Genomic DNA, 19,841 nt, shown 5'->3' with positions numbered 1-19,841 from the left:
GTCGGGGGTAGCGCGTTACCCCCGCCCAAAGTGTTATGAGTGCTCGGGCGTACTGGTTATATCCACTATGCTGTGGAAGTGCCCAAGGTTTGGCTTGAAGAACACACATTTCGATACTCTTGGGGCAAAACGCAACGATTATTGGGGTTGCCGTGCGCCACGCACTGGCAATAACCAGTTACACAAGGAGTGCACATGACCGCCGAAGTTAAGCGCCTGGAGGGCCAAGCCCCCACCGACAACGAACAGCTCATCGACTGGATCAACGAAGCCGTCGACCTGTTCGAGCCGGAGAAGGTGGTCTTCGCAGACGGCTCTGACGAGGAATGGAACCGCCTGGCCGACGAACTCGTCGCCGCCGGCACGCTCATCAAACTCAACGAGGAAAAGCGCCCCAACTCCTACTTGGCGCGCTCCAACCCCTCCGACGTCGCACGCGTCGAGTCCCGCACCTTCATCGCCACCGAAAACGAAGAAGATGCCGGCCCGACCAACAACTGGATGAAGCCCGAAGCGCTCAAGGAAGAGATGCTCGAGCACTTCGCCGGATCCATGCGTGGCCGCACCATGTACGTTGTCCCGTTCTGCATGGGCCCGATCTCCGACCCGGACCCGAAGCTTGGCGTGCAGCTCACCGACTCCGCTTACGTGGTTATGTCCATGCGCATCATGACCCGCATGGGCACCCAGGCGCTGGACAAGATCCAGGGTGACAACTTCGTCCACTGCCTCCACTCCGTCGGCGCCCCGCTCGAGCCGGGCCAGGAAGACGTCGCGTGGCCGTGCAATGACACCAAGTACATTTCCCAGTTCCCGGAAACCAAGGAAATCTGGTCCTACGGCTCCGGCTACGGCGGCAACGCCATCCTGGCCAAGAAGTGCTACGCCCTGCGCATCGCATCTGTGATGGGGAAGGAAGAGGGCTGGATGGCTGAGCACATGCTCATCCTGAAGCTCACCAACCCGGAGGGCAAGAAGTACCACGTTGCCGCCGCATTCCCGTCCGCTTGCGGCAAGACCAACCTGGCCATGCTCACCCCGACCCTGCCGGGCTGGGAGGCCGAGGTTGTTGGCGACGACATTGCGTGGATGAAGCTGCGCGAAGACGGCCTCTACGCCGTCAACCCGGAGAACGGTTTCTTCGGCGTCGCCCCTGGCACGAACTTCGCCTCCAACCCGATCGCCATGAAGAGCATGGAGCCGGGCAATGTGCTGTTCACCAACGTCGCTCTTACCGACGACGGCGACGTCTGGTGGGAAGGCATGGACGGCGAAAAGCCGGCGCACCTGATCGACTGGCGCGGCGAAGACTGGAACCCGGACTCCACCAGCAAGGCCGCCCACCCGAACTCCCGCTACTGCGTGGCCATCGAGCAGTGCCCGACCGCAGCGCCGGAGTTCGAGGACTGGCAGGGTGTGAAGATCGATGCCATCCTCTTCGGTGGCCGCCGCCCCGACACCGTCCCGCTGGTCACCCAGGCGCACGACTGGGAGCATGGCACCATGATCGGCGCGATGCTCTCCTCCGGCCAGACCGCAGCCTCTGCCGAGGCGAACGTCGGCTCCCTGCGCCACGACCCGATGGCGATGCTGCCGTTCATGGGCTACAACGTGGGCGACTACTTCCAGCACTGGCTCGACATGGGCAAGAAGGGCGGCGACCGCATGCCGTCGATCTTCCTGGTCAACTGGTTCCGTCGCGGCGAAGACGGTCGCTTCCTGTGGCCGGGCTTTGGCGAGAACTCTCGTGTGCTCAAGTGGGTCATCGACCGTATCGAGGACAACGTCGGGGCTGAGGAGTCCGTCGTTGGCTACACCGCCCGCGCCGAGGACCTGGACCTTGATGGTCTGGACACCCCGATCGAGGACGTCCGCGAGGCGCTCACCGCGGATCCGGAACTGTGGAAGGAAGACGTCGCGGATTCCCGCCGTTACCTCGAGGGCCTCGGCTCCCGCATCCCGCAGGAGATCTTCGACCAGTTGAAGAAGCTCGACGAGCGCATCCACGCCGCGAAGTAACCCCTTGCCCGCCCACGGGTGATGCTGTAACATCGCCCGTGGAAAACTTCAGACAAGATCTGTTGTTAATTTTGCAGGATGCCCGCCGCAAGGCGGGCATTTTGTTATGCTCGCGGCATGGTGGGTGAAATGCTTGGGGGATTGAGTGACGCTCGTGTTCGGTCATACCGCATGGTTATTGTGGGAGAGACTGGGAGAAGCGCGGACAGCATCTCTGATCGCTCAGTTCAATCCTTGTATCTGTGGCAAAGTGCAATTGCTTCGGCTTGGTATGAGGCGCTTTCGGTCTTCGAGCCTGTGCTGAGAAATCGTATTGACGCATCTTTAAGGTCGTGGAACCAAGCGCAAAGCAGTACTGAAGATTGGCTTGAGAACCCGGCTCGTCCACTTAGAAAAGTAGTGGAGCGCATGGCAACGGACGCACGGAATGCAGCGGAACGTAGCGCTCGGCGCAGACCTCGGAATCATCCCCGATTTAAGGCTCCGGTGACATTGGATGACAGGGTTTCGCAGCTCTCGTTTGGGAATCTAAGTGCTCTTTTCCCGTTGCATCCACCGGCTAATCGTGCGGATTTCGCGACAGGATTTTCAGCAAAAGAGAATCTTTGGATTCATGCACTGGTGAGTGGTTTCCCAGGGTTGACATCGAAGCTTGTTGAACGGCACCGTTCGAGCATTTCACCTCCAGTTCCCGCCCAAGTTGAGGATGGGTATGCGGTGGCGGTTGCTTTAGAACAGTTGCGTCGGCTCCGGAACCGTGTAAGCCACCAGGAACAGATTCTTAACGTTGACCACCAGGAACGGTTGACGGACATGTATGCCTTGGCGCATGCAATGTCTCCCCAAACACTCGGTGTGATGAAGAAGATGGATCGAATACAGCGCACTCTGCTGTTGAGGCCCCAGTATTAGCCGCGCAGGACGAGGACGAGGTTCGACACCGCGAACTCGCGCAGCACCGGCACGCGGGTGACCCACCATGCCCACGCTGGGTGGTAGCGGGGGAAGGCGGCGGCGAGGCGTCCGGTGGCTTCGGCCCATTCGAGGCCTTCGCGTGCGGAGACGGCGAAGAGTGTTTCGCCGAAGCGGTTCTTCGGTTCGTGCCCGTGCACTTTTGCGTATCGACGACGCGCCCACCGACCTCCCACATAATGCTGCCAAAGCCCCGTTTCGTGCCCGCCGAACGGCCCGAGCCACACGGTGTAGCTCAGTACGACGAGCCCGCCGGGCTTGGCCACGCGCAGCATTTCTGCACCCATGGTTTGCCAGTTGGGGATGTGTTCGGCGACGTTGGAGGAGTACACGACGTCGAAGGTGTCGTCGGCAAATGGCAGCGCTGCGCCGTCGCCGCGTACGGAGCCGAATCCGGATAGGCCGGCGGCGGACATTTCGGAGACGCTGGGTTCGAGGCCGACGTAGAAGCAGTCGGCGAATTCTTCGGCGAAGTACCCGGGGCCCCCGCCGACGTCGAGGACGGATTGGTTGGTGATGGGAGGTAGGGAAAGGTCGTTGGCGAGGGCGTCGATAAGCATGCGCGTGTCGCGCGCCAGGGAGGAGTAGAACACGCGCGGGCGGAACTGCTCGTAGGGGAACGAGCGCAGCAGCCGCAGTGAGCGGCGGAGCGTGGCCATCCGGCGGGTGTGGTGCATTCGCGCAATGTTAGCACTGTAGCAACCGTGCTACGCTCCGGCGTATGGCACATCCGGAATGGGACGAATCGCTGGTGGAGCGCAGGATCTCCCAGCGCGAGCTGCGCAATGATTCGGCGAAGATCCTGCGTGAGGTGCGTGCAGGGCGCAGTTTCGTGGTGACGAACAACGGCGAGCCGGTCGGGCGCCTGATGCCTCTCGACGACCCGCAGCCACGCCTGGCCATTACCCGTCCGGCGACCCGGGTGGGTGGTTGGCTCGACCTTCCGGTACCGCAGGTGGAGGGCGAGTCGCTGGCGGATGCGCTCGACGATATGCGCGCGGACAGGTACTGACATGCGCAGGGTGTACGCCGACACGTCGGCGATGGGCTGTCTGCTCAAGTTGGAGCCGCACACGCACGCGATGCGGCTGTGGCTCGAGGCAGGCGAATACGAGGTGGTGTCGTCGGACTTGTTGGAGATTGAGCTGCGGCGCTTGGCGGTGCGCCTCGGCCGGCCGCAGGGGGAGGCTACGATGATCTTGCGGGGAATTTCGATCGCGGAACTTGGCCGGGGGACACTACGAGCGGCGAGTATGTTGCCGATGCCGTATTTGCGTACGTTGGATGCGATTCACTTACAGGCTGCGTTGGATGTGGAGGCGGATGCGGTGTTGACGTACGACGACAGGCTCGCCGAGGCCGCCCGTGAAGTTGGGCTCGAGGTCATTGCGCCGTGAAGGTGTTGTTGTTGTGTTGGCGCGACTCCACCCACCCGCAGGGCGGCGGTTCGGAGCGCTATCTCGAGCGTGTCGGGGAGTACTTGGCGGCCCAGGGCCACGAGGTGGTGTATCGGACGGCGAAGCATACGGATGCGCCGCGGCGGTCACGCCGAAACGGGGTGCGCTACGAGCGTGCCGGCGGGAAGTTCAGTGTGTACCTGGCGGCGCCGTTGTCTATCTGGCGCAACCGGCCGGATGTGGTGGTGGATACGCAGAACGGCATTCCGTTTTTCGCCCGCTTGTTTACGCGCAGGCCGGTGGTGTTGCTGACGCATCATTGTCATAAGGAGCAGTGGCCGGTGGCGGGTCCGGTCATTGGCCGGTTGGGGTGGTTTTTGGAGTCGAAGGTGGCGCCGCGGGTGTATCGGGGGGCGCGGTATGTGACGGTGTCGGAGGCGTCGAGAAGCGATTTGGTGGCGCTTGGCGTGCGCGAGGGTGACATCGAGATCGTGGAGAATGGCGTGGATCCGGTGCCTGCGCATGTGCCCTCGCTTTACGACGACCACCGCACCCACCTGCTCACCCTCTCTCGGCTGGTGCCGCACAAGCGGATCGAGGAAGCGATCGACGCGGCGGCGCGCATCCCGGGCGCGGTGCTGGATGTGGTTGGTTCGGGCTGGTGGGAGGACGAGCTGCGGGCCTACGCGCAGGGGCGTGGTGACGTGGTGTTCCACGGGCACGTCTCCGAGCCGTACAAGCACGCGCTGCTGGAGCGCGCCGACGTGCACCTGTTGCCGTCGCGCAAGGAAGGCTGGGGCATCGCGGTGATCGAGGCCGCGCAGCATGGGGTTCCCACGGTGGCGTACGCGTCGGCGGGTGGGGTGGCGGATTCGATCCGTGACGGCGAGACAGGCCGGCTCGTGCAGCCGGGGGAGGGCTTCGCCGAGGCAACCCGCGAAACACTTGAGCGCCGCGCCAGCATGGCCGAGAATGCCAAGCGTTGGGCGCAGCGCTTTTCGTGGGAGGAGACCGGCCGCAGGTTCGCGGCGGTGCTCGCGGAGCTCGTTACACCTCGATGAGCTGCGTGGTCCAGTTCAGCTGCTGGATCTTGGTGTCCAGTTCGCGGTAGGCCTTGGAGGCGTTGTCAGCCATCTCGCGGAGCGATTTCACGTCGATGGTGGGCACGAAGCGCACCTCGGAGCGGGAGTAGCGGGCGTTGGTCATGGTGCCGGCGTCGGCAACCGCGGCGTAGAGGCGGCGGGAGCGTAGTAGGGCGTCGCGGCGCGCGATGGCGTCGGTAAGCGTGGCGCCCTCGAAGGCGGTCTGCGCGTTGGTGTGGTTGATGCGGCGCACAAGCGTCTCAATCTCTTGGAGCAGCTCGGCGGCTTCCTTGAGCAGTTCGGCTGGGTCCTCGACGGGCGTGTCGCCTTCCTGGATCATCGCGCCCTGGACGAGGCGTTCCTGCAGTTTGTTCAGGCGGTCTTGCGCCTCGGCGCGGCGTGCGAGTGCTTCTGCGAGCAGCATGGGTGCCTCCTTGAAAGTTCTGTCCCCGTTCCCAACCCTCACGAAAGTGTCCGGGTCACCCCCAACGTCGCGGTAGTAAATCGTGCTCGGTGCAACCCTGTGGCGGGGGTTGTGCCCGTGTGCGTCGTGCAGGCCGCATGCGTTGTGCGTGTGAGCGGAATCGAACCGCTTCAGCCTTGATACGGCCACAAGGCGCCGGTGTGTGCTCCCTTTTCCCCGGGCGCGTGGGGTTGACGTTCGCTGGGTGCCGGTGTGCTTTCGCTACCGACAGTGTTAAGTGTCGAACATAGCAAAACGCCCAACCGATGCAAAGGGGTTGGGCGTTGGGTTTTGCTGTGAGTTATGCGGCGGCCTGCGGGAAGAGGTCGCCGTCGCGGAGTCGGTCGCGCATTTCTGCTTCGACGAGGACGGGGATGAAGTCTTCGACGGTTGCGGTGCGCTTGTGGTTGCGGACGACGGCGTCGAATGCGTCGGTGATTTCGAGTGCGTCGTACTGTCCGGCGAACTCGGCGAGCAGGTCCTCGCGGATGTTACGCAGGGCGCGCTCGCGGATGATGCTGAAATCGATGTTGTTGTTGGCCACGGCTATACCTCCTTGATTCTGCGGTGCGTAACCTTTTGTTCATCTGGAGTTCACTTTAACCGCACAACACAATTCATGCAAGCTTTCAATCATGGGAGGTTCCAACTATCGGTTGCGGCGCAGCGTTGCTGGCACCGCGAGCCACAGCGCGAACAACGCGATTCCCGCAGGTGGCAGCGGATTCGGAGCCGCTTGCGTATCGACGACCCGCCCATCCGAACGCACCACCACCCCGATACCCATCTCGCGCAGCGCATCGGTGTCGTCGATGGCCGCTTGGGCGGCGACCCAGCGTGGTGATGGAGCGTCCACAACGACACCGTCGACGGTCAGCGCGCCGGATTCGACCACGTTCATGGCTTTGGGGGCGGGGTCGACGGTGGGGTGGTCGTCGATAAGCGTGAGCGTCGGGCGGGATTCAAAGAGGACGTCGCGGCCGTGGTGGTTGATGGCGGGGATCTCGACGGTGGTGGGGGTGAGTGCGGCGACGGCGACGGGCGCGTCGGGGACCTGCAGGAGCGCGAAGGTGGCGGCGGCGAGCGCGCGGCGGGCACTCAACGCGCCGGCGGCGGTGACCAGGGCGGGGATGGTGAGGATGAGCCACTTTTGGCTGTCGCGAAGCAGGCCGGCCCCGGGGACGTGCGCGACCACCGGGCCCAGCAGCCCCGCCCAGGACGCGAGCGCGATGCAGAATCCGACCCCGGCGAGCACGAGTAAGCGGCGGGGCACCTCGCGCCACGCCAGCGCAAGCAGCACGAACAGCGCGATGCCGAACAGGGCGAAGCCGGCCTCGCGGGAGGCGGGCACGGCATGGGCGTTCCAGATCCCACCAAGGCCTACGAGCGCGCCGAGGGTGCCGGTGAGCCCTTCGGCGCGCGGGGCGAACACCTCGGCGGACACGGCCGATGAGGTGCCGCCCGCCCCGGCGAAGATGCCTGCGACGACCCACGGCGCGCAGGTCAGCGCGGTGGTCAGAGGGCTGCGGGCCACGCACGCGGCGGCGATCGCACCGGTGGGTGTCAGTGACGCCAGCCAGTGCGCAAGCCCCGACAGCGGGTGCACGCCCAACGCCACCAGGGGCAGCAGCCAGGCCGCGGCGGCAAGCGACCACTGTCCCTGCAGCAGCCGTTCTACGACGAACGGGTTCCATACCGCCACCGTCATCGCCGCCGCCTGGCCCAGCGGGGTGCGGCCGAGTTTCCACCCCGCCCACGCGGCGGCCGCGGCGGCGGACACCATGAACACACGCAGGAACAACACCGGATACGGCAGGACGCCAAGCAGGGCGTCTTGGGGGACGTTGCGGGCGGGCAGGTCACCCCACCCCAACGAGGCGCGGGTGAGTTCCATCGCGTCGAAGACCAGCATGTCCCGCAGCGCGAACGCTTCACCGGGGACAAGAAACGGCCAGGTCAGCGCCAGAACCAGCAGGGCGCCATAGACCGGCGCCCACCACTGTCTAGCGGCGGCGCGCATAGGCCACCAGGCCAGCAATGAACGCCGCGGCCGCGATGAAGCGGGTGAGCACCGCCATGACTTGCAGGCCACGCAGCCAGGCCACGTCGCGGCGCGCGGCGTCGACAGCTGCGGCCTTGGTCTCCTCCGCAAGCGTCCACTGCTCGGGCGGGCAGTCCCAGACTTCGTCGAGGATGCGGCCGGTGCGGCGTTCCGCGTCGACGGTGCGCACACACCCGTCAGAAAGTGTCGCGGCGTACTTATAGGTCTGCATGCCACGCACGTTGCCGGGGCCGACATAATCCATCGGCACGTCTTGGCCGGAGGTGGTGTCGAACAGTGGGTAGGTGCGCCGTTCCGGCTGGTAGGGCAGCAGCGGGCCGAGCCCGGCGCGGCCTTTGGCGGGGAAGGCCGTGGAGGGGTCGATGAGAAAACTGTCCACGATCTCGCCGTCGATGGTTACCTCGGCCAGCATGGATTTGGGCTGTTTGGTCAGGGTGACGGTGCGGGAGTGGGCGTCGTCGAAAAGCATGGTGTACTCGCCGGGCTGCAGGGTGCGCTGCTTTGCAATCACGATGGGGGAGGCGATGTTGAGCGCGGCGCAGACGACAATGATGCCCAGGCAGGTGGCTAATCGACGACGCAGGTTCACCCGCCTAACCCTACCGGGCGACTAGACTTTGCCCCATCGTGAATCCAAGACCCGCTGTGTTGCCCGAGCTCGACGGCCTGCGCGCCGTGGCCGCGTACGGCATTGTGGCCACGCACGTCGCGTTTCAGACGGGGACCGGCTCGGCGGTGTTGGAGCGCTTTGACTACTTCGTGGCGGTGTTTTTCGCCCTCTCGGCGTTTTTGCTGGCGCGTGGCGGGATGCGGCCGGGCTACTACTCGCGGCGTGTTGCTCGCCTGGTGCCGGCGTATGTGGTGTGCGTGGCGGTGGTGCTGCTTGCGCTGCCGCCGCTCGCGGGGGTCAGCGCAACGCAGGTGGTGGCGAATGTGCTGTTGGTGCAGGTTTATGTGCCGCACGCGCTTATCGACGGCCTCACCCAAATGTGGTCGCTGTGCATCGAAGTCGCCTTCTACATCGTGCTGCCGCTGTACCTGCGGCTGGGCGCGCGGGGCCGGTACGTGGCGCTGTCGGTCGCGGTGGCACTCGGGTTCGTGTGGCCGTGGGCGGTCTCGGGCATTGCGGACCCGGCGGTGCTGAACCTGCAGATCTGGCCGCCGTCGTATGCGCTGTGGTTTGCGGTCGGGTTGGTGCTCGCCGAGGTAGAGCGCGCCGGGGTGCGCTACGCGGGACCGCGCTGGCCGTTCGTGGTGCTGGCGCTGCCGGTGGCGTGGGTGGCGGGCGTGATCGGCCCGCGCGGCTTGGAGCACCCGAGCCCGCTGGAGTTCAACGTGCGGATAGTCCTCGGCGCGGTGTTCGCCGCCCTGCTGGTCGCACCCTTTGCGCTGGGGCAGAGGTTTGAGGGGACGGTGTTGTCGTCGAAAAGCATGCGCACGCTCGGCCACTGGTCGTACTCGGTGTTTTTGTGGCACATGGCGGTGCTGTACTTCGTGTTCCCCATGCTCGGCGTGCCCATGTTCTCGGGGCACTTCGTGCTGATCTTTACGACGACCACCCTGCTGAGCACCGCCGTCGCCTACATCTCTTACGAATCGGTGGAGGTACCCGGCGCGCGGCTGGTCAGGCAGGCCACGGCGAAGCAGGCGGCGAGGATGAGGAAGGTCGACGAGCCCGCGTAGTTCGCCGCCGGCCAGGGCGCACGTGCAAGCACGAGGCCGCACACGGTCATGGTGGCGGCGGCCAGGTGCGGCATCGGGATCACGGTGAAGCGGCGCACCAGCCACGCAAGCGCCACGGCGGCCGCGCCGGGCAGGGGTGCCACGGCGATGACGGCCAGGCCCGGCAGCCAGTTCGCACCGGGTGGGGGCGTGAAGCTTTCGAAGCGTCGCCACGGCACCCACAGGCACCGGGCGGTGACCAGCAGGCTCAGCAGGGTGCCGGCGACGAGCGAGTACCGGTAGGCGCCGTCGCCGGTGAAGAACATGTCGAACTCGGCGGTGGTGGTGTCTGAGGGCACGCTGGCGGGGACGCGGAAGGCCTGGGCGCCCGCGTCGATACGCATGGGCTCGAGCGGGACGCCGCCGAGGGTGGCACGCAGCCCTTCGTTGAACGCGCGGGTGGTCAGGATCATGCGCTCGCCGGTGTGGTTGGGCAGCGGCGCGCGCGAGAGCATGACGGTTTCGGCGCGGGTGACAATCTCGTGCGTGCCGGCCTCGAGGAACACGCGGGCGGCGTGGCGCTCGCCGTCGATCGTCGCAGGTTGAGAGAGCACCCACTCGCTGTCCACTGCGGTGGTGAAGCGGCGCTGGATCACGTCAGTGGCAGGGAAGCGGCGTTGGAAGAAGTAGCGGTCGGCGGTGCCGGGAACCTCCACGATGCGGCTGATACCGACGTCGAGTTCGCGAATACCCACCGGCTCCGTCAGCTGCAGGATTGTGGCGCCGCCGCGCGTGATGGTGCGCGGCTGGTCCTTGACCAGGGTGACGTCGCGGCAATTGTCGTGCCCGTCGCAGAGTTGCACGGTGGTGTCCGCGGTGGCGGTGAGCGAAATCTGAGGCTGCTGAGTCTGAAACTCGATCCACGCGTTGCGGTCGCCCGGCGCGGGCCACCAGGCGGTCTCGTGCAGGCCGTCGAAGGCTGCGGTCAGCGAGTTCGCGGGCACCGGACCACCGAAAGCGCCGGCGTCCGCGCGTGAGGACGACGCCCGCACCTGCCCATCCGCCACCACCCCAACACGCGTGCCGGCGGACGGGTAGTCCTTCACGCGGTTGCGCACGGTGGTGTCCTCGGATTCGTCGGCAAGGTGGCCCGATTGCCCGTGGATGGTGCCGTAGTTGCGCACCGCCAGCGCCGGGGTATCCGTAACAATATCGGCGGGGGCGCTTGCGTCCCCGCTGGTCAGGCGCGCCGGGAAGTAGCCGAGTTCGCGCCACAGCAGCGCGAGCACCTCGCCGCCGCCGTCGACGGCAATCGGCGCACGGTCGGTGTCCATGATGTCCGCGTGTGGGTCCAGCAGGAAGATATCCACCTCCCCAAAGCTCGCGTCCGGCTCGCCCAGGTTCGGCGTGACGGGCTGGCGTTCCAGGTCGCGGCGCACCACCACCGCGCCCACGCCGATGGAGCGAAGCGCCTGCTGATCTGCGACCGCCACCTGCCCGTCCAGCCCACGAATCGCCTCCGGGTTCACCAGTGGCACCGCATCCCTAAACGCAAAGCGCGTGCTGGTCAGGGCCTGGATCGGTTCGTCGCGTGTCCACCCCCAATGCTGGCGCGCAAAGGACGATGCCGGCACCACCAACGTGCGCGTGCCCGCGGCGTGCTCCTCCAACCACTCGCCTGCCGCCACCCAGTCCTCGGAGACCTCCGACCAGGTGCCCTCCGGCAGCAGGCGCAACGACCACGCGGGCGCGAGCGCCACCGCAGCCGCCAACGCCACCCCAACCACCTGCGGGCGACGCACCTGCGAGGCCACGAATCCCACCCCGAGTACCAACGGCAGCCGGATAAGCGGGTCGAACTTGTGGAGGTTGCGCAAGGGGGCGAGGGTGTCGTCGTAAAGCGGTGCAAGCATTGGCGAGGACCCCAGCACCACAAACCCCACCACAAACACCGCAACGAGCGGCCCGCGCCACGGCATGTCGCGGCGGGCCAGGCCGGCCAGGCCGAACGCGGCGATCAGGCAGGTGGCGATGATGAACACCGGCTCCGCAACCAACAGGTGGCCGGAGGCGCGCTCCGTGTCCACGAACGGGGTCCAGCTGGTGGTGCCGCGCAGAATCTCCACCGGGTTGAGCCACGCGGTGGTCACATGCGCGGACTCGATGAAGTCTGTAAACGGCGGCGAATACATGCCCAGCACCAGAAGCGGGCCGATCCACCACGCCGACACCAACACCGCACCCAGCGTGAAGCGTGCGGCCTCGCGGAAGCGGCGCAGCGCCACCAGCAGCACAAACGCCGGCAGGCACGCCGCAATGGTCGCCGTCGCGTTGACCGCACCCATGCACGCCACCGCCACCACCGCCGGCGCCACCTGCGGGCGACGCTGCACCAGCGGCACCAACGTCCACGGCACAAGCGCCACCGGCCAGGCCTCCGAAGAAATCGCCGTCAGCGTGGTCAAAATCCTTGGGCTCAACGCGTACAGCAACGCCGCGAGCACCGGCGGCCACGTGCCCCTGATCCCGATGCGCCGCGCCAGCACTAACGTGCCCGAATACGCCACACCCAGCAACAACGCCCACCACGCGCGCTGCGTCAACCAGTCCGGCAACCACCCAAACAGCCAGAAAAACGCACCCTGCGGAAACAGGTACCCGTACGCCTGGTTCTGTACCTGCCCCAGCGGAAACTCATCCGTATACGCGTGCGTCGCCCGTGCCAAAAACCGCGCCGGGTTGGCAACGAGATCAAACTTGGTGTCGGCCGCAACCTGCCCCGGCGGCTGTGCCAGCGCAAGCAGGGTCAGAACTAGCCACCCAAGAGCATGGGCGCTTCTCGACGACCCCACCCAGCCCTACTTCCGCGAGCCGTACTCCGGCCCGCCAAGCACCGCATCATCAGCGGAAACGGCCGTATTATCCGGCACCGTCGACTGGCCCGACGCCGCCGCGATACCCAGCACACCAACCACACCGAGCACAATGCCAACGACAGCGCTCGCCACAACAGGGGACGCGGCGTGGCGCTTCAGCGGCTCGGGGAGGTCAACGGTATGGGACATGTCGGAAAAGGCTACCAGCAGCGAGTAGAGTAAGGGCGTTTTCACACGCCACAAAGGGGCCACAAAGGGGTCAATCACATGCGGAATCGAGCCTTCGGCGCACGCGCAGCGCACGCCACGCGTGCCGTTGCGCTCGCGGCGTGCGTTGCGCTTGCCGCGTGTAGCGCCCCCGAGCCCGCGGAGGAAGCCACCCCGACCCCAGAAGCGGTGACGGAGCCGTCGACGGTGCGGGAGGGTGGGGTCGTCGATAAGCAAGAAGCTCCTGCGCTGTTAAGCCCCGCGCAACAACGCGTGCCCGAGGACCTGCGGGCGCGAGTGGCGTCGCTGATGGTGGTTGGCGTGGCGAACTACGAGCAGGCGCGGGTGGCGCTCGACCAGGGTGTCGGCGGGCTGATCATTCCGAGTTGGGCGGATCCGCGGCTGCTCACCGAGTCGGGCCGCAACATCAATGCGCTGCGGGAACAGTACGACAGGCCGTTTGTCGTCGCCATCGATTTTGAGGGCGGCCGGGTGCAGCGCCACACCAACGTGCTCGGCGAGTTCATGCCGCCGCGCGCGCTGGCCGGCACCCCGCCGGAAGTCATCCGCGGCACCGGGTGGGACATCGGCCGGTCTCTGCGCGCGCACGGCATCAACGTGGACTACGCGCCGCTGCTGGACCTCGACGTGACCGACCTGGACATCGTCGGCGACCGCGCCTTCCACGGCGACCCGGCCGAAGTCGTGCGGGTGGCCACACTGTTCTCCCAGGGGCTCACCGACGCCCAGGTCACGCCCACGTTCAAACACTTCCCCGGCCACGGGCGCGCCTCCGGCGACACGCACCACCAACTCGCCGTCACCCCGCCGCTGAACCAGGTCCGCGACCTAGACATGCGCCCCTACGGCCCGCTGCTGACGCAGTTCCCGCGCTCTAGCGTCATGATGGGCCACATGATCGTGCCGGGCCTTGGCCCCGACGGCGTGCCCAGCTCCATGAACCCCGAGGCCTACCGCGTGCTGCGCGAGGGCGACTACCCCGGCGGAGTGCCCTTCAACGGGGTCGTGGTCACCGATGACCTGTCCGGCATGCGCGGCATCCTCGATTACGCGCCCACCCGCGACGCCGTCGCCCGCGCCATCGCCTCCGGCGCCGACCAGGCGCTGTGGTCCACGGGTAAGGATCTGCCCGCCATCATCGACCACGTCGTGTGGTGCGTGAACAACGGCTACATCGCCGAAGACCGCATCGATGAGGCAGCCACCCGCGTGCAGCAATTGCTTATCGACGACAACCTCTAACCCGCTTTTTCAAACATCTGCATTACCCTTGTTTGGGTGACTACGGTGAAGGCAACCTCGCACAAGGCGAGCAGCAAGGGACGCGGCGGCAAGATCGCGCTCGGTGTGCTGCTCGGCATCCTCGCCATCGCGCTTGCTGTGTACCTGGCGGATCTGGCGATGCACCGCGGCAACGTCCCGCGCGGCACCACCGTCGGCGGCGTGAACATCGGTGCGATGAAGCCGGACGAGGCTCGCGCGAAGCTCGAGGGTGAACTCGGCAGCGCTGCTGACACAACCGTCGAGGTCCGCGCCGGCGACAAGACGTCCACGTTCGTGCCCGCGAAGTCCGGCCTGGACATCGACTACCAGGCCACCGTGGACGCCGCCGGCATCGAAACCGCCAACCCGATTTCGCGCCTGCGCGGCCTGTTCACCACCCACGAGGTCGACGCGGTTCCGCTTATCGACGACACCGCCCTGAACCGCACCCTCGACCGCATCAGCGACGAACTGCACTTCGACCCCACCGACGGCACCATCCGCGTCGAAGCCGGCAAGGCCGAGACCACCAAGCCGATCAACGGCCAGAAGGTGGAGCGCGACCTGCTGCGCGAGGAGACCACCACCGGCTGGCTCAACCCGGACGGCATCGATGTGGATCCGACCTCCGTGCCGCCCGCCATCGACGACGCTGTGATGAGCGCCGCCATGGACGGCCCCGTGCGCGCCGCCTTGGACGGCCCGCTGACCGTGACCGGTCGCGATGATCACAAGGCCGCTATCCCGCAGGAGCGGCTTGGCGAGGTGGTCAGCTTCCCCAACGTCGACGGCAAGATCGCCCCGAATGTGAACGCCGAGGCAGCGCAGGCCATCCTGGCCGAGCAGCTCGCCGAGACCGAAGTGGAGATGCAAAACGCCCGCGTGCTCACCGGCGGCGGCGTCGAACCCTCCGTCGACGGCACCGCTGTGGACTGGGAGAAAACCCTCGCCGGCTTCAACGACCGCGTCCTCGGTTCCAAGGGGCGTTCCTGGGACGCCGACTACAAGCCGGTGCCCGCAGACTTCACCACCGAAGAAGCGAACAACGCCACCTTCAACGAAGTGGTTGGCTCGTTTACCACCGGCGGCTACTCGGGTGCTTCGGGCACCAACATCGCCCTGGTGGCCAACACGGTCAACGGCGCGATTGTGAACCCGGGGGAGACGTTCTCCCTCAACGGCTACACCGGCCCCCGCGGCACCGCCCAGGGCTACGTCGAATCCGGCATCATCCTCAACGGGCGTGCCGACACCGCCGTCGGCGGCGGCATCTCCCAGTTCGCCACCACCCTGTACAACGCGGCCTACTTCGCCGGCATGACCGACGTCGCCCACACCCCGCACTCCTACTACATCTCCCGCTATCCGGCCGGCCGCGAAGCCACCGTGTACGAAGGCGCCATCGACCTGCAGTTCCGCAACGACAGCCCCTACCCGGTGCGCATCGCCACCAACGTCGGCGGCGGCCAACTCACCGTCAGCCTCATGGGAGTGAATACGGTCAACGTGCAGTCCATCAACGGCGGCCGCTGGGCCCAGACCAGCCCGCAGCCGGTCAACGTGTCCGGCCCGAACTGCTCGCCGTCCGGCGGCGCACCCGGGTTCACCACCTCGGATACCCGCATTATCTACGACCTCGCCGGCAACGAACTCTCCCGTGAAACCCAGACCACCGTCTACGACCCGCAGCCCATCGTCCGCTGCGGGTAGGGGAGCGGGTGCCGCACCACTTGACACTAGACTGCTTGGTCTATATTGTGTCGTTTTGGATCAAGAAATCTGACGGATAAGGCCCCTCGGCTCGTCGATTAGCAACCGCGCTCATCGCGCACGGTGCTCCCGAGGGAAGATCCGCCGGCACGCGCAACCGCCGCGCCGGAAGAGCGATATTTCAAGGAGCACCATGTCTTTTGGCATGCCCACCGACTGGACCCCAGCCACCCTCAGCAGCATGGACGGGCTGACCTTTGCGTTTACGCTTGATGAGACGGGTGAGGTGGTCGTCGCAACGTTTGATAGCGCTGTAGAAGGCCACGAATTCGTCGCCAACACCGGCGCGACATTCGAATACTCGCCAAGCGCCGCCGCCGTACGCGTTGGCGATGACGCCGTCCCCTTCCCCAAACGCCCCGCCACCCGCCGCACCTGCACCTACCGCGAATGCGACCAACGCACCCGCGGCCACAACCAGCACTACATCCCAGTGCTGCGCGCCATGAACCAAAAATTCTGCTGGTTCCCCATCGACATCCTCGCCCACGACGGCACCACGCTCACATTCCGCGTGAGCACACCACTTGGCGACGACACCATCACCGCCCACAACCACAACCCCGAAGACCTCGCACTCGCGCAGGAATACAACCCAGACTGGAAGATCCTGCGCTACACGGTTGATGGTGGCGGCTACCGCGCCATCCTGCTGTCGGATAAGCCCGTCACGGCGTGCACGACGGAAGCGTGAGGGGTTTAAGACTCCTCGTCCGGGATGTCTGTTACGCGGGGTGTTAAACGGGCTCGGTCTGCAAGAATCCGGCGGTCAATCTGCTTCATGGTCTCGACCAGTTTTGCGTCAGCTTCGGCTAGATTGTCGGATTCCCGACCAGCATTAAATAGCTCGTAGCGTTCTTTGGCTAGTCTGTTGGCCTCTTCGCGCGAGATTCTTCCGCGATCCTTCAACGGCTCGAAGCCATTGAATTCAATAAACGAATCGGTCTTCTCCAACCAATCCTTCATGTAGATAGGGCTTCTCATACGAGTCTGGAGGTCTGCATATTCCAAATACTGGGAAACTAGCAGGTTGAGTGTGGTGAGCTCGGAATTTGTTAGATAGTTTTTTGCGGTGGTTACATCACCTTTCCGTACCACTTTCCCCTTGAAAGTGGATAACCCCAGGTTGTCGGCTCCGGGGTCGCAACGTGTCGCAATGATTTCTGAAGCAGTTTGACCGGTAACTGCGTAATGGAGTTTGTCCTGAATCCAGCTGAAAATCCCGCGTGTTTTGGGGCTATCTTTGTTGTAGTCCGTAGCAAGCGCGACAATGTCTCGTAGTCTGAGGTAGAGGCGAGCTTCGGAGGATCGAATATCCCGGATTCGCGCGAGTAGCTCGTCGAAATAATCGGTTCCGCGGGGGTCTTTGAGCTTTTCGTCGTTGAGGACGAAACCTTTTCTCAAATACTCCTGGAGTATTTCACTGGCCCAGCGTCGGAACTGATTTCCTCTTGGTCCTTTAACTCGGTAGCCGACAGCAACAATCGCATCAAGATTGTAATGTTTGAGTGTTCGCGAAACATCGCGATCTCCTTCAGATCGAACTATTTGAATTTCTTTAATAGTTCGATCCCTGCTCAGCTCGTTTTCGGCGTAGATATTCTTGAGGTGAATGCTCACGCTTGCCGGAGATATATCAAAGAGATCTGCGACTTCACTTTGAGTCATCCATACTGATTTGTCGACAACTCGCAGATGGACTTCCGTTAATCCGTCCTCGGTCTGGTAGATGACAAACTCGCCGTGATCCGTCGAGTCTAATTTGACCGTCCGCTGATCCATTTCGCCCCCAAAAATAACCAGTGCCTTGGAGCCGGCGACGGGAATCGAACCCGCACTCTCAGCTTGGGAAGCTGATGTTCTACCACTAAACTACGCCGGCAGCTTTTACGACTTTAGCACTGCAGGAACCGGCTCCAAAAACCGGGCAAGGGGTGGGGAAGTACACTCTGTGTCGTGCTGCTTTCAGATCACGACATTCGCGAATCCATTGACTCCGGCCACCTCGGCATCGACCCCTTCGATCCGTCGATGGTCCAACCGAGTTCGGTTGACGTGCGCCTGGATAAGTTCTTCCGAGTCTTTAATAACTCGAAGTACACGCACATTGATCCGAAGCAGGAGATGCCGGACCTGACAACGCTCGTCGAGGTTTCCGACGACGACGCCTTCGTCCTTCACCCCGGCGAGTTCGTCCTCGCCTCCACGCTGGAATGCTTCACGCTGCCCGCGGACCTGGCCGGTCGCCTCGAGGGCAAGTCCTCGCTGGGCCGCCTGGGTCTGCTGACCCACTCCACCGCGGGCTTCATCGACCCGGGCTTCTCCGGACACATCACGCTGGAACTGTCTAACGTGGCCAACCTGCCGATCACGCTGTGGCCTGGCATGAAGGTCGGCCAGCTCGCGCTGTTCAAGATGACCTCCCCGGCTGACACTCCGTACGGCTCGGGTGCGCTCGGCTCGAAGTACCAGGGCCAGCGCGGCCCGACACCGTCGAAGGCGTACCTGAACTTTCAGTAGGGCTGGTGGTGCATCGTCTAGCTAGACGGTCCGAACTGCTAGACGATCCGCCCGCCTTGTCTGCGTTTCCCCAGGTCATGTTGAAGATGGTTTGCAATACGGTGCGAATCGTCTAGCAGCCTGCCGAGGGAACTAGACGATCAACCCCGCCACCGCGTCACCCTGCAGCCTCCGCACCGCCACGGCATAATGGCCACCATGCGACTGACTGTGATCGGCACCGGTTATCTTGGCGCGACGCATGCGGCGTGCATGGCGGAGTTGGGCCACGAGGTACTCGGCGTCGACGTGGACGAGCACAAGATTGAGGCGCTGAAGAACTCCACGGTGCCGTTCTACGAGCCGGGCCTTCCCGAAGTGCTGGAGCGCAACATCGACGCAGGTCGCCTCAGCTTTACGACGAATTACGACGAGGCCGCCAACTTCGCCAACGTGCACTTCATCGGGGTGGGCACGCCGCAGCAGCGCGGGTCGTATGCGGCGGATACGCGCTTTGTCGAGGCGGTTATCGACGACCTCGTGCCCAAACTGCACGGCCACCACGTCATCCTGGGCAAGTCCACGGTCCCGGTCTGCACGGCCGCCGCGCTGCAGGAACGCGCCGACGATCTGACTCGTCGCGCCGGCCGAGGCGCGACCGTGGAGATCGCCTGGAACCCGGAGTTCCTGCGCGAGGGATACGCCGTCAAGGACACGATCGAGCCGGACCGGATCGTATTAGGACACCGCAGCGAGAACTCCCACGCGGAGGAAATCGCCCGCGAGGTGTACGCGACGCCGCTGGCCAACAACACCCCGTTTATCGTCACTGACCTGCAGACGGCGGAGTTGGTGAAGGTGTCGGCGAACGCGTTTTTGGCCACGAAGATCTCGTTTATCAACGCGGTGAGCGAGGTCTGCGAGATCGTCGGCGCGGACGTGACCCAACTCGCAGACGCGATTGGTTACGACGACCGCATCGGCCGCAAATTCCTCGGCGCCGGCCTCGGCTTCGGCGGGGGCTGCCTGCCGAAGGACATCCGTGCGTTCATGGCGCGCGCCGGCGAGGTCGGCGCGGACCAGGCGCTGACCTTCCTGCGCGAGGTGGATGCGATCAACATGCGACGCCGCCAGCGCGTGGTCGACATGGCACGCGAGGAACTCGGCAGCCTGATCGGGCGCAACATCACGGTGCTGGGTGCAGCGTTTAAGCCGAACTCGGACGACGTGCGCGACTCGCCAGCCCTCGCCGTGGCGGGCCAACTCTCCCTGGCCGGCGCGAACGTCACCGTCTTCGACCCGCAGGCGATGGACAACGCCCGCAAGGTCTTCCCAACCCTGGACTACGCCGACACGCTCGAAGAGGCGCTGCGCGGCGCGGAGCTGACCATCCTCGCTACCGAATGGGGGCAGTTTAGGGAGATGGATCCGGAGTGGGTTGCTGGGGTCGTCGAAAAGCAATTGCTTATCGACGCCCGAAACGTCCTGGACGTGCAACAATGGCGCAATGCCGGATGGGAAATGCGGGCGCTCGGACGCACCCTCTAG

At 64.9% G+C, this 19,841-nt stretch carries 19 protein-coding genes, 1 tRNA gene and 1 riboswitch; of the genes, 11 read left to right on the top strand and 9 right to left on the bottom strand.

The window, feature by feature from the left end; all coding sequences use genetic code 11:
• The first annotated feature begins 195 nt into the window (after window positions 1-195).
• Window positions 196-2,019, top strand: coding sequence for a phosphoenolpyruvate carboxykinase (GTP) (locus HMPREF2785_RS11005; protein ID WP_070615554.1), 1,824 nt, complete (start codon window positions 196-198; stop codon window positions 2,017-2,019).
• 117 nt (window positions 2,020-2,136) lie between these two features.
• Window positions 2,137-2,931, top strand: a complete 795-nt coding sequence (locus HMPREF2785_RS11885) for an Abi family protein (RefSeq protein WP_167594473.1) — start codon at window positions 2,137-2,139, stop codon at window positions 2,929-2,931.
• On the opposite strand, the gene HMPREF2785_RS10995 is transcribed toward HMPREF2785_RS11885, so the two are convergent.
• On the bottom strand, window positions 2,928-3,668 hold the full coding sequence (locus tag HMPREF2785_RS10995) for a class I SAM-dependent methyltransferase (RefSeq protein WP_070615552.1): 741 nt from the start codon (window positions 3,666-3,668) through the stop codon (window positions 2,928-2,930). The genes HMPREF2785_RS11885 and HMPREF2785_RS10995 overlap by 4 nt on opposite strands.
• A 44-nt stretch (window positions 3,669-3,712) precedes the next feature.
• On the opposite strand from HMPREF2785_RS10995, the gene HMPREF2785_RS10990 reads away from it, so the two are divergent.
• Genes HMPREF2785_RS10990 through HMPREF2785_RS10980 form a run of 3 tightly spaced genes read left to right on the top strand, consistent with a single transcriptional unit; the run spans window position 3,713 to window position 5,449 of the window.
• Window positions 3,713-4,003, top strand: a complete 291-nt coding sequence (locus tag HMPREF2785_RS10990) for a type II toxin-antitoxin system Phd/YefM family antitoxin (RefSeq protein ID WP_070453229.1) — start codon at window positions 3,713-3,715, stop codon at window positions 4,001-4,003.
• 1 nt (window position 4,004) lies between these two features.
• Window positions 4,005-4,388, top strand: coding sequence for a type II toxin-antitoxin system VapC family toxin (locus tag HMPREF2785_RS10985; RefSeq protein WP_070423308.1), 384 nt, complete (start codon window positions 4,005-4,007; stop codon window positions 4,386-4,388).
• On the top strand, window positions 4,385-5,449 hold the full coding sequence (locus HMPREF2785_RS10980; RefSeq protein WP_070615549.1) for a glycosyltransferase family 4 protein: 1,065 nt from the start codon (window positions 4,385-4,387) through the stop codon (window positions 5,447-5,449). The genes HMPREF2785_RS10985 and HMPREF2785_RS10980 overlap by 4 nt, the downstream gene beginning before the upstream one ends.
• On the opposite strand, the gene HMPREF2785_RS10975 is transcribed toward HMPREF2785_RS10980, so the two are convergent.
• The 4 genes from HMPREF2785_RS10975 to HMPREF2785_RS10960 form a co-directional block, all read right to left on the bottom strand.
• Window positions 5,436-5,894, bottom strand: a complete 459-nt coding sequence (locus tag HMPREF2785_RS10975; RefSeq protein WP_070615544.1) for a DIP1984 family protein — start codon at window positions 5,892-5,894, stop codon at window positions 5,436-5,438. The two genes, HMPREF2785_RS10980 and HMPREF2785_RS10975, sit on opposite strands and share 14 nt — an antisense overlap.
• Before the next feature lie 340 nt (window positions 5,895-6,234).
• Entirely contained in the window at window positions 6,235-6,477 is a 243-nt protein-coding gene (locus HMPREF2785_RS10970) for a three-helix bundle dimerization domain-containing protein (protein WP_246821253.1), read from the bottom strand.
• Between the two features lie 105 nt (window positions 6,478-6,582).
• Complete coding sequence (locus HMPREF2785_RS10965; protein WP_246821251.1) at window positions 6,583-7,845, bottom strand: MmpA family trehalose lipid delivery protein; 1,263 nt, start codon at window positions 7,843-7,845, stop codon at window positions 6,583-6,585.
• Between the two features lie 91 nt (window positions 7,846-7,936).
• Entirely contained in the window at window positions 7,937-8,584 is a 648-nt protein-coding gene (locus tag HMPREF2785_RS10960; protein WP_070615541.1) for a porin PorA family protein, read from the bottom strand.
• Window positions 8,585-8,622: 38 nt separating this feature from the next.
• Here HMPREF2785_RS10960 and HMPREF2785_RS11680 point away from each other — a divergent pair, with 38 nt between their 5' ends.
• Window positions 8,623-9,678, top strand: a complete 1,056-nt coding sequence (locus HMPREF2785_RS11680) for an acyltransferase family protein (RefSeq protein ID WP_246821249.1) — start codon at window positions 8,623-8,625, stop codon at window positions 9,676-9,678.
• On the opposite strand, the gene HMPREF2785_RS10950 is transcribed toward HMPREF2785_RS11680, so the two are convergent.
• Both HMPREF2785_RS10950 and HMPREF2785_RS10945 read right to left on the bottom strand, forming a co-directional pair.
• On the bottom strand, window positions 9,585-12,509 hold the full coding sequence (locus HMPREF2785_RS10950) for an alpha-(1->3)-arabinofuranosyltransferase domain-containing protein (RefSeq protein ID WP_070615538.1): 2,925 nt from the start codon (window positions 12,507-12,509) through the stop codon (window positions 9,585-9,587). The two genes, HMPREF2785_RS11680 and HMPREF2785_RS10950, sit on opposite strands and share 94 nt — an antisense overlap.
• Window positions 12,510-12,515: 6 nt before the next feature.
• A complete protein-coding gene (locus HMPREF2785_RS10945) occupies window positions 12,516-12,722 on the bottom strand; it encodes a DUF2613 domain-containing protein (RefSeq protein WP_070423351.1) in 207 nt (68 codons plus the stop codon).
• Between the two features lie 78 nt (window positions 12,723-12,800).
• On the opposite strand from HMPREF2785_RS10945, the gene HMPREF2785_RS10940 reads away from it, so the two are divergent.
• From HMPREF2785_RS10940 to HMPREF2785_RS10930, 3 genes are all read left to right on the top strand, one after another.
• Window positions 12,801-14,003 (top strand): glycoside hydrolase family 3 N-terminal domain-containing protein, encoded by a 1,203-nt coding sequence (locus HMPREF2785_RS10940; RefSeq protein ID WP_070615536.1) that lies wholly within the window; start codon window positions 12,801-12,803, stop codon window positions 14,001-14,003.
• 159 nt (window positions 14,004-14,162) lie between these two features.
• Window positions 14,163-15,734 (top strand): VanW family protein, encoded by a 1,572-nt coding sequence (locus tag HMPREF2785_RS10935; RefSeq protein WP_083308988.1) that lies wholly within the window; start codon window positions 14,163-14,165, stop codon window positions 15,732-15,734.
• A 58-nt stretch (window positions 15,735-15,792) separates the two neighbouring features.
• Window positions 15,793-15,914, top strand: a riboswitch (SAM riboswitch).
• A 13-nt stretch (window positions 15,915-15,927) separates the two neighbouring features.
• Complete coding sequence (locus HMPREF2785_RS10930; protein ID WP_070615533.1) at window positions 15,928-16,488, top strand: hypothetical protein; 561 nt, start codon at window positions 15,928-15,930, stop codon at window positions 16,486-16,488.
• A gap of 5 nt (window positions 16,489-16,493) precedes the next feature.
• Here the strand turns inward: HMPREF2785_RS10930 and rhuM are convergent, their stop codons facing one another.
• Both rhuM and HMPREF2785_RS10920 read right to left on the bottom strand, forming a co-directional pair.
• Window positions 16,494-17,576, bottom strand: a complete 1,083-nt coding sequence (gene rhuM, locus HMPREF2785_RS10925) for a RhuM family protein (RefSeq protein ID WP_070615530.1) — start codon at window positions 17,574-17,576, stop codon at window positions 16,494-16,496.
• Window positions 17,577-17,602: 26 nt separating this feature from the next.
• Window positions 17,603-17,676 (bottom strand) — tRNA-Gly (locus HMPREF2785_RS10920).
• A 74-nt stretch (window positions 17,677-17,750) separates the two neighbouring features.
• Between HMPREF2785_RS10920 and dcd the strand changes: the two genes are divergently transcribed.
• Both dcd and HMPREF2785_RS10910 read left to right on the top strand, forming a co-directional pair.
• A complete protein-coding gene (gene dcd, locus HMPREF2785_RS10915) occupies window positions 17,751-18,314 on the top strand; it encodes a dCTP deaminase (RefSeq protein WP_070423298.1) in 564 nt (187 codons plus the stop codon).
• A 198-nt stretch (window positions 18,315-18,512) separates the two neighbouring features.
• Complete coding sequence (locus HMPREF2785_RS10910) at window positions 18,513-19,841, top strand: UDP-glucose dehydrogenase family protein (protein WP_070615674.1); 1,329 nt, start codon at window positions 18,513-18,515, stop codon at window positions 19,839-19,841.

The sequence above is a fragment of the Corynebacterium sp. HMSC067D03 genome (assembly GCF_001811185.1).
Classification (GTDB): Bacteria; Actinomycetota; Actinomycetes; order Mycobacteriales; family Mycobacteriaceae; genus Corynebacterium; species Corynebacterium coyleae.
This window is presented reverse-complemented; position numbering and strand designations above follow the sequence as displayed.

Bases quoted from the DNA above. Each gene is read 5' to 3' on its own strand.
- HMPREF2785_RS10945 (WP_070423351.1), bottom strand. From the start codon at position 12,722: ATGTCCCATACCGTTGACCTCCCCGAGCCGCTGAAGCGCCACGCCGCG.
- HMPREF2785_RS10930 (WP_070615533.1), top strand. From the start codon at position 15,928: ATGTCTTTTGGCATGCCCACCGACTGGACCCCAGCCACCCTCAGCAGC.
- HMPREF2785_RS11005 (WP_070615554.1), top strand. From the start codon at position 196: ATGACCGCCGAAGTTAAGCGCCTGGAGGGCCAAGCCCCCACCGACAAC.
- HMPREF2785_RS10985 (WP_070423308.1), top strand. From the start codon at position 4,005: ATGCGCAGGGTGTACGCCGACACGTCGGCGATGGGCTGTCTGCTCAAG.
- HMPREF2785_RS10995 (WP_070615552.1), bottom strand. From the start codon at position 3,668: ATGCACCACACCCGCCGGATGGCCACGCTCCGCCGCTCACTGCGGCTG.
- HMPREF2785_RS11885 (WP_167594473.1), top strand. From the start codon at position 2,137: ATGGTGGGTGAAATGCTTGGGGGATTGAGTGACGCTCGTGTTCGGTCA.
- HMPREF2785_RS10990 (WP_070453229.1), top strand. From the start codon at position 3,713: ATGGCACATCCGGAATGGGACGAATCGCTGGTGGAGCGCAGGATCTCC.
- rhuM (WP_070615530.1), bottom strand. From the start codon at position 17,576: ATGGATCAGCGGACGGTCAAATTAGACTCGACGGATCACGGCGAGTTT.
- HMPREF2785_RS10940 (WP_070615536.1), top strand. From the start codon at position 12,801: ATGCGGAATCGAGCCTTCGGCGCACGCGCAGCGCACGCCACGCGTGCC.
- HMPREF2785_RS10910 (WP_070615674.1), top strand. From the start codon at position 18,513: ATGCGACTGACTGTGATCGGCACCGGTTATCTTGGCGCGACGCATGCG.
- HMPREF2785_RS10975 (WP_070615544.1), bottom strand. From the start codon at position 5,894: ATGCTGCTCGCAGAAGCACTCGCACGCCGCGCCGAGGCGCAAGACCGC.
- HMPREF2785_RS10965 (WP_246821251.1), bottom strand. From the start codon at position 7,845: ATGCTGGTCTTCGACGCGATGGAACTCACCCGCGCCTCGTTGGGGTGG.
- HMPREF2785_RS10935 (WP_083308988.1), top strand. From the start codon at position 14,163: ATGCACCGCGGCAACGTCCCGCGCGGCACCACCGTCGGCGGCGTGAAC.